This window comes from Rhizobium aureum (assembly GCF_030182495.1).
Lineage (GTDB): Bacteria > Pseudomonadota > Alphaproteobacteria > Rhizobiales > Rhizobiaceae > Rhizobium > Rhizobium tropici_C.
In genome coordinates, this window is record NZ_JAQJCI010000019.1 from 1 (window position 1) to 14259 (window position 14259).

The following is a 14259-nucleotide window of genomic DNA, read 5'->3' on the forward strand; positions in this document are numbered from 1 at the left end:
CGATCTACAAAAGACGCAAGGAGACGGTCGAGCGTTCCTTTGCCGATGCCAAGCAGCTGCACGGCCATCGCTACGCCCGCTTCCGAAGTCTCATCAAAGTCCGATGCCAGTGCCTGATGGCCGCCGCAGCCCAGAACATCAAGAAGATCGCGATGGCGCTCACAAAGACACCCAAACCGAGCCTCGCATGAATCACAGGAGCAGGACCGATCTCCCTTCAATGCCGCAACCCAGGAAACAAACACACCAGAAATACAAAACCCCGCCAAAATTTGACGGGGTTTGTCAGCAGTCTGACGGCCGGATCGTGAGATCCGGCCGTTTCTGTCCAGAAAGGTTTAGCCGTTCTGAGTGATCGGTGCGATCTGGATCTCCACGCGGCGGTTCTGCGCGCGACCGGCCTCGGTGGCATTGGATGCGACCGGCTGCGACGGACCGAAGCCGATGGCCGACATGCGGCGCTGATCGATACCCTGGCTGCCGAGGTAGGAGGCAACCGATCCGGCGCGGCGCTCGGACAGATCCTGGTTATGCTGCAGGCTGCCGGTCGAATCCGTATGACCGTTGACGTCGATCAGCGTGCGGTTGAACTTGCGCAGAACGATCGCGACGGAATTGAGCGTCGGGAAGAATTCCGGCTTGATCGCATCCTGGTCGATATCGAAGGTGATTGCCGACGGCATGTTGAGGATGATGCGGTCGCCGACGCGGGTCACCGAAACGCCGGTGCCCTGCAGCTGCGCACGCAGCTCGGATTCCTGCTGGTCCATGTAATTGCCGATACCGGCGCCTGCGAGCGCACCGACGCCGGCGCCGATCAGCGCAGCATTGCGGCGCGAGGCCGGCGAATGACCGATCAGAAGACCGGCAACGGCGCCGACACCGGCACCGATCGCTGCACCGCCTGCGGTATTCGATACCTTCTGCTCACCCGTATAAGGGTCGGTGGTCGTGCATGCGTTCAAAAAGGCTGCCGCTAGGGCAAGAATGGCAATTTTCTTGATCATGGAATCGTCGCTCTCCGGTTCGATGGCCGCAGCAGATATGAAGCATTACGGCAATATCATGAAGAGGAATCTTAATCGGGACTTTGTCCCCTGTGCATAGAGCGGCAATGACGCTTTCGATGAAGCTGATTGAAATCCGGATGTGAGGAGCCGTCCATCAACACGGCTCCTCAGACCCCATAGGAGATCAAAAGCTCTTGAGGAGCTGCAGAACCGTATTGTAGCTCGCATTGGCAATCGAGAGCGATTGCAATCCAAGCTGCTGCTGCGCCTGCAGCGCCAGAACCTTGCTCGACTGCTGCTCCATATCGGCATCCACGAGCTTGCCGACACCGCTGGTCAGGGAATCACTCAGATTCTTGGCGAACTCGGTCTGGAGATTGACGCGCGATTCCAAAGAGCCGAAGGCGGATCCGATCGTCTTGAGCTGGTTCAGCATTCCCGTCACGGTATTGACCATGTCGACGACGGCGCCTTGCGTCGTATTCGCATCGAGCGAGATCTCCGCCTGGCCGGTGGTATTGCCGTTCTTGCTGTTGAGCAGCACATAATTTTGCGCGGCACCGGCCGCGGTTGCGAAAGCAGTCGAAGTCAGAACACCATAACCGCCGGCGCCGCTTGACTGATCGTCTATCAGATAACGCGCATCGCTCGAGGTGATGGGGCCGGTCGTCGAGCTTACGCCTTCATAACTCAGCATGCCGATCGTGACGGTTCCGTTCGCACCACGAATAAGGGATCCAGGGATCTCATGTGGCGCAGTGGGATCCGCGCCGTCCTGCAGCACGGTCCAGTTCACGCCGTTGAAGGTCGCCGATTCCCCGATGCTGCGCAGTTGCTCTTTCAGCTGGGTAAGTTCGTCGTTGAGCTTCGTCTTGTCGACACTGGTTTCATAGGCGCTGACAAGCTTGGTCCTGATTTCCGTTACGACGTCGATTGCACTGCTGACGCCCGTGGAGGCGGTGCTGACGGTCGAGACGGCGAGACCGAGCGCATCTTGAACCGACGAAATCGCGCCGATGTCGGTATGCGTCAAAGTCGAGATCTTCCAGTATGTGGCGTTATCTTCCGCCGACTGCACCCGCAGGCCTGACGACATCTGGCGTTGGGCATTGCCCAGCTTGGTCTGGGTGTCCCTCAGCACTTCCAGCGCTGTGTTCACAGAGGGACTGACCCTGATGAAGGTCGAAAAAATACTCACGGCACATGAACTCCGGACGCAACAATACGCAACAGATACAAGGAGACATCGGAACCTTGCCGCGAGCGCTCATGCGCGCGGGCCGAGCGTGTCGGCGAACGGGGAGCAAGGCAAAAACAACACCTTCGCTCCAGCGGTTACAATCGCCATGATTAGCAAACATGCTTAAAAAAACGCTAAGCGAAACGCCTGATTTACCATAATGGGCACAACCTACCTGTCCCGGCCTATTCCGCCGCGCGAAGGTTGGTCAGCTTCGAGCGCAACGCCGCGTCGGACATTTCGTCGTGCAGACGCTGCTCCTCATGCGTCTGCGGTTTTGCAAAACGGGCGATCAGCAGATAGGCGACCGGCGTGATGTAAAGCGTGACGAGAGTCGCGAAACCAAGGCCGCCGACGATCACCCAGCCGAGCGCGATGCGTGCTTCCGCGCCCGCACCCTCCGCAAAGACGAGCGGGACGCCGCCGAGGATGGTTGCGATCATCGTCATCATGACCGGACGCAGGCGCAGCGCGCAGGCCTTTTCGATCGCCTCGCGCACGTTTTCGCCCTTGTCGCGCAGCTGATTGGCGAATTCGACGATCAGGATGCCGTTCTTGGCCATGACGCCGACCAGCAGCACCAGGCCGATCTGGCTGTAGATGTTGAGGCTCGAACCGGTGATGACGAGCGCGAAGATGGCGCAGGCAAGACCAAGCGGCACCGTGGACATGATGATCAGCGACGACAGCACGCTTTCGAACTGCGCCGCGAGCACCAGAAAGATGATGACGATGGCAAAGCCGAAGGTCAGCACCATGCCGCTGGAATTCTCCTCCAGCGTCGCGGCTTCGGCGAGCGGCATCAACCGCGCACCTGGCGGCAACAGCGGCGTGGCGATCCGCGTGACTTCCTCGACGGCTTGCCCAAGCGACATGCCGCTCTTGAGACCGGCGGTGATAGCGACCGATGCCAATTGCTGCTCGCGGGTCAATTGCGGTGCGACGGCGTTCTCCTTCAGCGATGCGATGACCGACATCGGCACGATCTTGCCGTCGCCGGTTTTCAGATAGACGTTTTCAAGATCCGTCGGATCGTCGATCGGCCGGATCGTTGAGGTCAGCAGCACGGGATAGGATTCGCCCGCGACAAAGACGTCGACGACGGAGCGGCCTTCGAGCAGCGACTGCAGCGCCATCGAAAGCCCCGATATGTCGATCCCGAGATCGGAAGCGCGCTCCCGGTCGATGGTGACCGAGACCTGGGCCTGCGTCGGCTCGTTGTTGAGCCGTGGCGTGTCGAACTGCCCTGTCCTGTCGAGCTCCTGCACCAGCTTCAGTGCCGCCTCGGTCAGCACCTCATGATTGTTGCCGACAAGCGCCATCTGCACGCCGCTGCCGGCGCCCCGGATACGCAGGCTGTTGGCCTGGATGACGTTGCCTCGGAGCGCAGGAACGCCGGCCATGGCGCGGTTGATATCGGTGACGATGTCCTGTTGCGTGCGATGGCGCTCGCTCCAGGGTGCCAGGGTCAAGACCATGAAGCCGCTGTTTTTCTGGCTGCTCATGCCTGAGATAGCGTAGGTATTTCTGATGTCGCCGCTGTCCATCAGCGGCTGCAGCCGCTCCTCGACCCGCTGCAGCTGGTCCTTCGTGTAATCCAGGCCAGCGCCCTGCGGCGTGGTGAGACGCAGCATGACCATCGCCCGGTCCTCGCTCGGCGTCAGCTCGCTTTTGACATTCACGAAGGCGAGAACAGCAGCAGCCGAAAACAGCGCGCAGAAGACGATGACGACAAGCGGTGCGTTGAGACATGTCCGGAGCGTGCGGCGATAGACGCCGGCAAAAAGCTCACCGAAACGGCCGAGTGCGCCATGCTCTTCGCGCATTTCCTTGGTCAGCATGCGAGACGCAAGCATCGGGCAGAGCGTCAGCGCCACGATCGACGACAGCCCGACGGAGAAGGCAAGCACGAAGCCGAATTCGCGGAACAGGCCGCCCACCTGCCCCGGCAGGAAGGACAGCGGAATGAACACGGCGGCAAGCGTTGCCGTCGTCGCAATGACGGCGAAGAAGACTTCGCGCGTACCGAGTACGGCAGCCGCGCGCGGCCCGATCTTCTCGGCTCTACGACGCACGATATTTTCGAGCACGACGATGGCGTCGTCGACCACGAGGCCGGTCGCAAGTACGATCGCCAGCAGCGTCAGGATATTGACCGAGAAGCCTACCATATAAAGCGCGGCGAGCGTGCCGATGAGCGCCACCGGCATAGTGACGACCGGTATCAGCGTCGCCCGCCAGTCGCGCAGGAAGAGATAGATGACCACCGTGACGATCAGCGCCGACAGGACGAGCGCCAGCACGACTTCGTGGATCGCGCCCTGAATGAATAAGGCATCGTCGCTGGTGATGACGATACGCGTACCCTCGGGCAGCGATTTCGACAGCTGCGCGACGACGGCCTTCACGCCTTCGGAAATATTCAAGGTATTCGACTGCGCCTGGCGGATGATGCCGAGGCCGACGCCCTGTACGCCGTTCGAGCGCAGCGCGGTCGTGCCGTCCCTCGGTCCGAGCGTCACGGTCGCGACATCGGAGAGCCGCACGCGGTTCTTGATGATCAGCCGGGAGAAATCCTCCGGCGTCTGCAGCGCCGCCGTGGCACGCACGACGATATCCTGGCGCGCACTCTTCAGCGATCCGGCCGGTACATCGAGCGCTGCGGTCGCAAGCGCCGTCGTCAGGTCGCCGATAGTGAGGCCTCGGCTCGCAAGGGCGGCCTGATCGACGTCGATGCGGAAGATTTTCTCCTGATCGCCGTAAAGCTCGACATCGGCAACGCCTTCGACCGAAGCCAGCCGGTCAGTGATCTCCTTATCGACCAGCTGCGTCAGGTCGTCCATCGTCATGGTGCTCGAGGTGACGGCAAGGCGCATGATCGGCTGCGAATCCGAATCCGCCTTGACGATCTGTGGCGCATCCGCCTGATCGGGCAATTGTTCGGCGATGCGACCGATGGCATCGCGAACATCGTTGGCGGCAACCGAAAGATCGGTCGCGTCGGAAAATTCGAGCGTTACGCGGCTCTGCCCGAAGGACGAGCTGGAGGAGACCGATTTCAGGCCGCTGACGCGGGCGACCGCCCCTTCGATGATCTTCGTCAGCTCCTGATCCACCGTCTGGGGAGAAGCGCCGTCAAACACGGTTCTGACCGTCACGACGGGACGATCGACATCAGGCAGTTCGCGCACTTCGACGCCGAAATAGGCTGCAAGACCGGCAACGACCAGCAGCGTATTGAAGACCAGGGCCAGGATCGGCCGGCGCACGAAAAGTGCCGTGAAGGATTGCCTGGTCGCTGCCGAGCTGGCATCCGTCGCGTCATCACCATGAGATGTCATTGGGTGATGACCTCCCTGGCCTCGGCGACATCACGGGCAAAGCGGACTTCGCCACCTTCGGTCATACGCTGCAATCCTTCGATGACGATGAGATCGCCATTGCGGAGATCGCCGCGGACCAGTACCGCATCCGGATTGCGCTGCACGATGCTGACGCGCACCTTCGAGGACTTGCCGTCGACAACGCGCCAGACATGAGCACCGGCGCCATCCCATTGCACGGCGAGCGGATCGACGGAAGGATAGGTCTCGCCGGCAAAGCGCATGCCGACATTGAAGGACATGCCGGCCCGCAATTCGTCGGAGGCATTGTCGATGCGGGCGCGCACGCGCAGCGTCCGGCTGGCGCCATCGACGCGATTGTCGACCGCCTCGACGGCGCCAGAGAATATACGCCCCGGCAGCGCGACCGAGGTCGCTTCCACCGGCTGATCGACCTTGACAGTGTTGGCGAAGCGCTCTGGCACCCAGTAATCCACCAGGATTTCCGAGCGATCGTCCAGCATCACGATATTGGTGGTCGTGGTTACGTTGTCGCCGACCACAACGGGCACGATGCCGACGATCCCGTCGATCGGCGCGACGATATCGCGGCGCTTCAGCGCCAGCTCCGCCGATTGCAGCGCCAGCTTCGCCCCCTGCTCTGCGATCTCGGCATCGAAAACATCGATGCGCGACACGCTGGATTTGATGTTGCGATAGAGCTGGGATTTCTCCGCTGCGCTCTTCAGCGCTACCTCCGCCTGGCCGCGGGCAATGATCTGCTCGTCGTCGTCGAGACGAGCCAGTACCTGGCCTTGGCTGACCCTGTCGCCGGACTTGATGAGGATTTCCCGGATCGTGCCCGTCGCCTGCGGCATGACGACGACCGAGCGAATGGCGTCACCGGTGCCGATCGCGCTCAGGCGATCGTTGACGACGCCGTTGACGACGGCTTTCGTCACGACAAGCGGCACATTCCGGGCGCGCCGAGCGCCGGCTTCGACCGCATTGCCGCTCTTCTCCGCCTTGGCATCGTCATCATGTGTGATTGCTGCGACGATCGTCTGGGGAACACCGGCCTTCCGCAAGATGCCGGCTGCGCCGGGCGCAAGGGCCACGACAGCGGCAATGCCTGCCACCAGCAAGAGAAAAGACAAGGAAAGCTGCTTCCAGGCGGTCATGCACGTCTCCGGCTCGTTATGTCAGAGGCGATGAAATCGCGTCGTTGGTTTGCACAGGCCCCCCACACACCCAGCGCACTTATTGAGGCCTCATTCGGTCCGGGCGGCTCTATAATGCAAGATTGTGCCCGATTTGCTGCAATATCGTGTTTTTGGGCATAAGCAGCAAGCTTCGACGCATATTATGACAAAGTTGTAATCTTGACCGTGACAACGAGACGTTTCACTGGCATTCGCACATCTCTGTTTGGACGCGGAACGTGCCGCGTTATCAACGTCTTTATGCCGCGAATGTGCACTTTTTGTTCTAGTTTCGGCCCGTTTCTTTTGCCTTTCGGGGTAGAATCATTACATTGGGCCGCATGACCATTGGACATGACGATATCCCCTTCTTTGACGAGGAGCCGGAGCACATCGCGCCGCGCCGTTCGGCGCCGGCTGCCGGCAGCACCAGCGGCGGCATCGCTGCCCGCGCCATGGCGGCACGCGACAGCGGCCGCCGGCCGGATTATCTCGCCGGCCTCAATCCGGAACAGACGGAAGCAGTCGAAACGCTTGACGGCCCCGTTCTGGTGCTTGCGGGCGCCGGCACTGGCAAGACGCGCGTGCTCACAACCCGCATCGCTCATATCCTCTCTACCAACCGCGCCTTCCCCAGCCAGATTCTCGCCGTCACCTTCACCAACAAGGCGGCCCGCGAGATGAAGGAGCGTATCGCACTGCTCGTCGGCGGCGCCGTCGAAGGCATGCCCTGGCTCGGCACCTTCCACTCGATCGGCGTCAAGCTGTTGCGCCGTCATGCCGAGCTGGTCGGCCTCACCTCCAGCTTCACCATTCTCGATACCGACGATGTCGTCCGCCTGATCAAGCAGCTGATCCAGGCGGAAGGGCTCGACGACAAGCGCTGGCCGGCCAAGCAGTTCGCCGGCATGATCGACACTTGGAAGAACAAGGGCCTCAGCCCCGCCGATATTCCGGAAGGCGATGCCCGGGCCTTCGCCAACGGCAAGGGCCGCGAACTCTATGCCGCCTACCAGAACCGCCTGAAGACACTGAACGCCTGTGACTTCGGCGATCTTTTGCTCCATCCGATCAATATGTTCCGGCAGAATCCTGATATCCTCAAGGACTATCACCAGCGCTTCCGCTACATCCTGGTCGACGAGTATCAGGATACCAACACGGCGCAGTATATGTGGCTTCGCCTGCTGGCGCAGAGGCAGAAGGGCGAGCCGCAGAATGTCTGCTGCGTCGGCGACGACGATCAGTCGATCTATGGCTGGCGCGGCGCCGAAGTGGACAATATCCTGCGCTTCGAGAAGGATTTTCCAGGCGCCAAGGTCATCAAGCTCGAGCGCAACTACCGCTCCACCGAGCATATTCTCGGTGCCGCCGCGCATCTGATCGCCCATAACGAAGGCCGGCTCGGCAAGACGCTGTTCACCGACCGCTCCGACCCCGACGACATCAAGGTGCAGGTGCATGCCTCCTGGGATTCCGAGGAGGAAGCACGCGCGATCGGCGAAGAGATCGAGCAGCTGCAGCGCAACAAGCACAATCTGAACGACATGGCGATCCTCGTGCGTGCCTCGTTCCAGATGCGCGAGTTCGAAGACCGTTTCGTCACCCTCGGCCTGAACTACCGCGTCGTCGGTGGTCCTCGTTTCTATGAGCGCCTCGAAATCCGCGATGCCATGGCCTATTTCCGTCTCGTCTGCCAGCCGGCCGACGATCTCGCCTTCGAGCGCATCATCAATACGCCGAAGCGCGGCCTCGGCGACACCACCGTTCGAGCGCTGCATGATTACGCCCGTGCGCGCGATATCCCGATGTTGGCGGCAGCGGCCGATATCATCGAGACGGATGAGATGAAGCCGAAGGCGCGCAAGGCGCTGTTCGATGTCGTGCAATCCTTCCGCCGCTGGCAGGGCCTGCTCGAAAATACCCCGCATACCGAGCTTGCCGAGCAGATCCTCGAAGAGTCCGGCTATACGGACATGTGGAAGAACGACAAATCGGCCGAGGCGCCTGGACGCCTGGAAAACCTGAAAGAGCTCATCCGCTCGATGGATAGTTTCGAATCCATGCGCGGCTTCCTCGAACACGTCGCCCTCGTCATGGATGCCGAGCAGAACGAAAATCTCGACGCCGTCTCCATCATGACGCTGCATTCCGCCAAGGGTCTGGAATTCGATACGGTGTTCCTGCCCGGCTGGGAGGAAGGCCTTTTTCCGCATCAGCGCTCGCTCGATGAAAGCGGCCGCGCCGGTCTCGAAGAAGAGCGTCGCCTCGCCTATGTCGGCATCACCCGCGCCAAGCGCCGCTGCCACATCTGGTTCGTCTCCAACCGCCGCATCCACGGCCTGTGGCAATCCACAATCCCCTCCCGTTTCCTCGACGAACTGCCGGAAACGCATGTCCAGGTCGCCGAAGTCGAGCAATCCTATGGCGGGTATGGCCGCGGCGGTTACGGCCAATCACGCTTCGACAAGGCCGATCCCTTCGCCAACTCTTATTCCACGCCTGGATGGAAGCGCGCACAAGCCAACCGCAACGATGCGACCCGCGACAACTGGGGCAGCCGCTCCGGCCACGCCGTCGAACGCATCGGCTACGGCGAAAGCGGCCCGAAAGTGCGCACCATCGACGGCGAGCTGGTGGCTAAATCCACCTCCACCGAACCCTCCAAATTCTCAATCGGCGACCGCGTCTTCCACATCAAGTTCGGCAACGGCAATGTCTCGGAGATCGAGGGCAACAAGCTGACCATCGAATTCGACCGCGCCGGGCAGAAAAGGGTGCTTGATGGGTTTGTGGAGCGGGTTTGAGGGCACAAGGCCGGCTGTCTGATTTGGAGCGGCGGGTGCCCATCAGTGCAACCGCAAAGATGAAGGAGCTGATTGTGTGGCCTCCGTCCTCCCCCGCGCTCCGTCATCCTCGGGCTTGACCCGAGGATCCATGCACAAGGGTTTCAATCAAATGCGTTATGCCCTGTTTGGAACCGTCAATGCAGGGCGGACGGTCGTAGAGGCTGTCATCATTGTCATAGGCTTGTGTCTGGATCCTCGGGTCAAGCCCGAGGATGACGGAGCGTGGGGTATGATAGGGTGGCAAACGCAAGCGCTATTCTTTGCGAAGCAGCTCACCTCCCGCCAATAGTCTCTTGACGCTCATCATCTCCACCAGCATCATACACGCATGGGTGGATATACCTACATCATCACTAACCACAAGCGAGGTACGCTCTATATCGGCGTCACCGCCGATATAGAGCGCCGCATCTACGAACATCGCGAAGGCCTGACGCCTGGCTTTGCTTGGAAATACGGGTGCACGCGGTTGGTCTGGTATGAGGACCACGCCGACATCGTTTCAGCCATACAACGGGAAAAGTCCCTGAAACGCTGGTATCGGCAATGGAAGATCGAGCTGATCGAAAAGACAAATCCGGATTGGCGGGACTTATACTACGAGCTCTGGTAAAGCCTCACGCTCCCCCGGTCGCCTGCGCATCCCGGTCCTTTAGCCATAGCCCATAAATCCATCGCGGAAAAAGGATTGGCATTCGACTGGGACCGGCACGCCGTAAGAGGAAAGCCATCGCAAGACACAGATGGTCTGGCGATGGTGCCATTCGATATCGCGCTACTTCTGACGATAAAGGATCATACCGCCGTGATGAAGCACGTCGTCGATGAAATCTCCATCGGCGGTAAAGCCGGTATCGTCCCAGTAATCGATGTGATTGCCGCGAACCTCATAGCGCCCCTGATAGGCGCTCTCGCGCCGGCCGCGCGCTTCGTCATAGCGGCCGTTCGGCAGCAGATTGTGGCGCACATAACCATCGGCGGTAACCCACATGCCGACATAGGGATGACTTTGCTGGCTGGTCGCGGATGCGTTGGGTTTGTTGTTCATGGTAGCGTAGACCTTTGATGTAACGATAAACATATCGCCGGCGGCAAGAGCCAGGGCGAGACTTCGGACCAAAGCCTTCTCCACCGCCTACGTGTTGGCCGTCGGGCGTATGACGATCTCGTTGACGTCGACATCCTCGGGCTGTTCGATGGCAAAACGCACGGCGCGGGCAATGGCATCGGGTTTGAGAGCGATGGCGCGATAAGTCTTCATCGCTTCCGCCGCGATTGGATCGGTGATCGTATCGGCAAGCTCGCTTTCGACGACGCCGGGATGGATACAGGTGACGCGCAGCGTCTTGTGCTCCTGCCGTAGTCCGTCCGAGATCGCCCGCACCGCATATTTCGTGGCGCAATAGACCGCCGCGGTCGGGGAGACCGCAAGCGCTCCGATCGACGCAATATTGATGATCTGGCCGGAGTTACGTCCAATCATCTCAGGCAAAACCGCAGCGATGCCGTACAGCACGCCCTTGATGTTGACATCGATCATCCTGTCCCATTCTTCCACCTTCAGCGATGCCATGAGGGAGAGCGGCATCACGCCGGCATTGTTGACGATGACATCGACGCGCGCCCATTTCTGTCGAGCGGCGCTGACGAAAGCCCCGAAGCTTCCGCGATCCGTCACATCGAGGGAATGGGCAAGCACGGTGCCGCCCGCCGCATGCAATTCGGTGGCCAGCGCTTCCAGACGTTCCACGCGCCTCGCACCCAGCGCCACTTTCGCGCCAGCAGCGGCAAGTTCGCGAGCAATGCCCTCCCCGATTCCGCTCGAAGCGCCCGTGATCAGAATGACCTTATCCATCGGCATGACCTCATCCTTTCTCCGTGCATGTCATGAGGCCTTGACTGTAAGGACCGGTTATTGTTTCGATAAGCCGTCATCTCCTTGCCAAATTGGAAAGAAAAAATAACCAATGGAGGCGGATCTGAATGCGCTCGCCGTCTTCGCGCTCGTTGCGGAAGAACGGAGCTTTAGGGCGACAGCGACACGGCTCGGCGTGACCCGCTCCGCCGTCAGCCAGACAATTCGCCGCCTTGAGGAAAATCTCGGCATCGCGCTCGTGCTGCGCACGACACGCAGCGTCAGCCTGACGGAAGCCGGCGAGCGGCTCTATGAGAGGGTCGCTCCCGCCGTGGCGGAGATGCGCGCGGCGCTGGAGAAGACCGAGGCGCTGACAGAGCTTCCGCGCGGCCGCCTGCGGCTTGCGGTCTCCTCGATCGCCGAGCGCTTTCTGGCCGGGCCGCTCCTTGCCGGTTTCGTGCGTCAATGTCCTGAGGTGGAGCTGGATATCACCGTCACGGACGAGGAATTCGACATCGTCGCGGAAGGCTACGACGCAGGCGTGCGGCTCGGAGAAGTCATCGCGCAGGATATGATCGCCGTGCCGGTCGCGGGCGCCGAGCGACAACTGGCTGTCTGCGCCCCATCCTATCGCGAGCGTTCCGGCGTGCCGTCACACCCGGCAGACCTTGCCGGGCATGCCTGCATCGGCTGGCGTCCTTCTCCGAAATCGGCGCCCTATCGCTGGGAATTTGCCGAAGCGGGCAAGGAATTCAGCGTCGCGGTGCCGTCGACGATCACGACCAACGACATGGGCCTGATGATCAAGCTTGCCGTCGCCGGCGCCGGCATCTCCTTCGGGATGGAGGAAAGCTTCCGCCCCTTCATCGGTCGCGGGGAACTGCTGCCGATTCTGGAGGATTACTGCCCCTATTTCGCGGGCTTCTATCTCTATTATCCGAGCCGGCGAAACACCGCTCCGAAGCTTCGCGCACTGATCGAGCATGTCAGACGCTTTCCCGCCGGCGATGAAGCGCGCGAAAGCGGCAAACGAATGGGCTAAGCTCATTTGCCACCTCGAGTGATGACCGATTCAATTGCGCCCGCCATTCGCGCGGATGACCTGGCCGTTGATCCAACCGCTTTGAACGCTGGCGAGAAACGACACGATCTGGGCGATCTCCTCCGGCAGGCCGAGACGGCCGAGCGGAATGTCGTTGATCAGCCGCTGGATCAGCGCCTCCGACCGTCCCCTGAACAACAACTCCGTGGCGATCGGCCCGGGCGCGACCGCATTGACCGTTACGCCGCGCGTGCCGAGTTCCTTGGCGAGCGTATGCGTCATGGCTTCCACACCTGCCTTCGTCGCTGCGTAGACGCCGTTACCTGGAGAGTAATGGCCGATGATGCTCGTTGACAGGTTGATGATGCGGCCACCATCCCGCACCCGGCTTGCCCCCTCACGCATTCCGTTGAACGTGCCTGTGAGGTTGACGGCAATCTGCTGCTGAAAATCCTCATCGCTCACTTCAGACAGGGGCGAGAATTTGCCGATCCCGGCATTGTTGACGAGCACGTCGACCTTGCCGAACTCGGCTTCGGCACGATCGAACAATGCCGTAACAGCCGAAGCATCGGCCACATCCGCACGGACCGCAATCGCACGGCCGCCCGTCGCTTCGATGCCGGAGACGATATCCCCAGCCTCACGGGAACTCGATGCATAGTTGACGACGGTCTGGAAACCATCGGCGGCAAGCTGCCTCGCAATGGCGGCGCCGATGCCCTTCGATGCTCCGGTCACGATTGCGGTTTTGATTTCGCTGGACATGCATTTGTCTCCATTTCTCTCTCCGGCCCGAACGGCAAGCGTCACGCAGGCACGCGCTTGCGAACACGCCGAGGGAATTCGATCCTCGGATGTCGCGGAAACGCTTGTTTCGCTGGGCCTTGACCAGTAATATGAGCGATAATTCACTTTTTACTACTCGCATTCCACGCACATGTCCGAGAGCCCTCTGAAAAGCCGCCCCGCGCCCAGAAAAGCGCCGAAACAAGCCCGTTCGCTCGCGACCGTCGAGGCGATCGTCGAGGCTGCGGCTCGCATTTTGGAAGAGCGCGGCCATGAAGCCTTCTCCACCAATGCCGTGGCGGAAAGGGCCGGTGTCAGCGTCGGTTCGCTCTATCAGTATTTTCCGCGCAAGGACGCGCTGATCGGAGCGCTGATCCTCAGGGAAACGCGCCGCCTCGTCGAGGAGGCGGAAAGCGCAGCAGGCAAGCCCACCGGCAGGGAGGCTTTGTCAGCACTCATCCTCCCGTGTGTCGAGCAGCAACTTCGCCGGCCAGCCCTCGCCCGCCTGCTCGACTTCGAAGAAGCACGCCTGCCGTTGGATACCGCCACCGAAAGGGTGAAGATGCGTTTCTTCGAACTCACGCGCGCAGCTTTGCTGCGGCCGGACCTGCCGATGCAGGCTGATATCGATATCGCAAGCCGGGATGTGGTGGCGATCATCAAGGGAATGGTCGACGCCGCCGGAGAACATGGCGACGAAGACAAAAGCCAATTGGCTCGCCGTGTACAGCGTGCCGTCCTCGGCTATCTGAACGGTGGCTGACCCGCCCGGGCGATAGGCAGCTAGGAAAACCTGATTGCTTTCCTCAACGTCTTCGCGATTGCAGCAAATCGCATTGCTGCATTGCAGAATCCGCATTCCTAGCAAGCTACCAATAATGATCCAATCGATTATATCGATTGAAGCGGCTTCGGGATTCCGCGCTTCTTGCGGGCATCTCGGCAAGCC

Annotated in this window: 12 protein-coding genes; 5 read left to right on the forward strand and 7 right to left on the reverse strand. The window is 60.8% G+C overall.

The genetic code is table 11. The features are described 5' to 3' along the window. Positions 1 to 191, forward strand: a 191-nt coding sequence (locus PH552_RS28085) for a transposase (protein WP_285166448.1), incomplete at its 5' end; no start/stop codon positions are given. A 147-nt stretch (positions 192 to 338) separates the two neighbouring features. On the opposite strand, the gene PH552_RS28090 is transcribed toward PH552_RS28085, so the two are convergent. The 4 genes from PH552_RS28090 to PH552_RS28105 form a co-directional block, all read right to left on the reverse strand. Continuing rightward, complete coding sequence (locus PH552_RS28090; protein ID WP_112343884.1) at positions 339 to 1007, reverse strand: YiaD family glycine zipper/OmpA-like lipoprotein; 669 nt, start codon at positions 1005 to 1007, stop codon at positions 339 to 341. A gap of 187 nt (positions 1008 to 1194) precedes the next feature. Then, positions 1195 to 2208, reverse strand: a complete 1014-nt coding sequence (locus PH552_RS28095; RefSeq protein WP_112343883.1) for a flagellin N-terminal helical domain-containing protein — start codon at positions 2206 to 2208, stop codon at positions 1195 to 1197. Between the two features lie 227 nt (positions 2209 to 2435). After that, positions 2436 to 5591 (reverse strand): efflux RND transporter permease subunit, encoded by a 3156-nt coding sequence (locus PH552_RS28100; RefSeq protein ID WP_285166450.1) that lies wholly within the window; start codon positions 5589 to 5591, stop codon positions 2436 to 2438. Beyond that, positions 5588 to 6754, reverse strand: coding sequence for an efflux RND transporter periplasmic adaptor subunit (locus PH552_RS28105; RefSeq protein WP_113249356.1), 1167 nt, complete (start codon positions 6752 to 6754; stop codon positions 5588 to 5590). Before PH552_RS28105 ends, PH552_RS28100 begins: the two co-directional genes overlap by 4 nt. 362 nt (positions 6755 to 7116) lie before the next feature. Between PH552_RS28105 and PH552_RS28110 the strand changes: the two genes are divergently transcribed. Together PH552_RS28110 and PH552_RS28115 are read left to right on the forward strand one after the other, a co-directional pair. After that, entirely contained in the window at positions 7117 to 9582 is a 2466-nt protein-coding gene (locus PH552_RS28110; RefSeq protein WP_113249434.1) for an ATP-dependent helicase, read from the forward strand. A gap of 370 nt (positions 9583 to 9952) precedes the next feature. After that, on the forward strand, positions 9953 to 10237 hold the full coding sequence (locus PH552_RS28115) for a GIY-YIG nuclease family protein (RefSeq protein WP_113249358.1): 285 nt from the start codon (positions 9953 to 9955) through the stop codon (positions 10235 to 10237). A 162-nt stretch (positions 10238 to 10399) separates the two neighbouring features. Here the strand turns inward: PH552_RS28115 and PH552_RS28120 are convergent, their stop codons facing one another. Further along, positions 10400 to 10672, reverse strand: coding sequence for an Atu4866 domain-containing protein (locus tag PH552_RS28120; protein WP_169645099.1), 273 nt, complete (start codon positions 10670 to 10672; stop codon positions 10400 to 10402). 87 nt (positions 10673 to 10759) lie between these two features. After that, positions 10760 to 11485, reverse strand: coding sequence for an SDR family oxidoreductase (locus PH552_RS28125; RefSeq protein WP_113249359.1), 726 nt, complete (start codon positions 11483 to 11485; stop codon positions 10760 to 10762). Between the two features lie 106 nt (positions 11486 to 11591). Here PH552_RS28125 and PH552_RS28130 point away from each other — a divergent pair, with 106 nt between their 5' ends. After that, positions 11592 to 12521 carry a LysR substrate-binding domain-containing protein gene (locus PH552_RS28130; RefSeq protein ID WP_113249360.1) on the forward strand — a complete coding sequence of 310 codons (930 nt, stop codon included), beginning with the start codon at positions 11592 to 11594 and terminating at the stop codon, positions 12519 to 12521. Between the two features lie 30 nt (positions 12522 to 12551). Here PH552_RS28130 and PH552_RS28135 read toward each other — a convergent pair whose 3' ends face one another. Then, positions 12552 to 13289, reverse strand: coding sequence for an SDR family oxidoreductase (locus tag PH552_RS28135; protein ID WP_112343877.1), 738 nt, complete (start codon positions 13287 to 13289; stop codon positions 12552 to 12554). A 172-nt stretch (positions 13290 to 13461) separates the two neighbouring features. On the opposite strand from PH552_RS28135, the gene PH552_RS28140 reads away from it, so the two are divergent. Continuing rightward, positions 13462 to 14073, forward strand: coding sequence for a TetR/AcrR family transcriptional regulator (locus PH552_RS28140; RefSeq protein WP_113249361.1), 612 nt, complete (start codon positions 13462 to 13464; stop codon positions 14071 to 14073). Positions 14074 to 14259 lie beyond the last annotated feature (186 nt).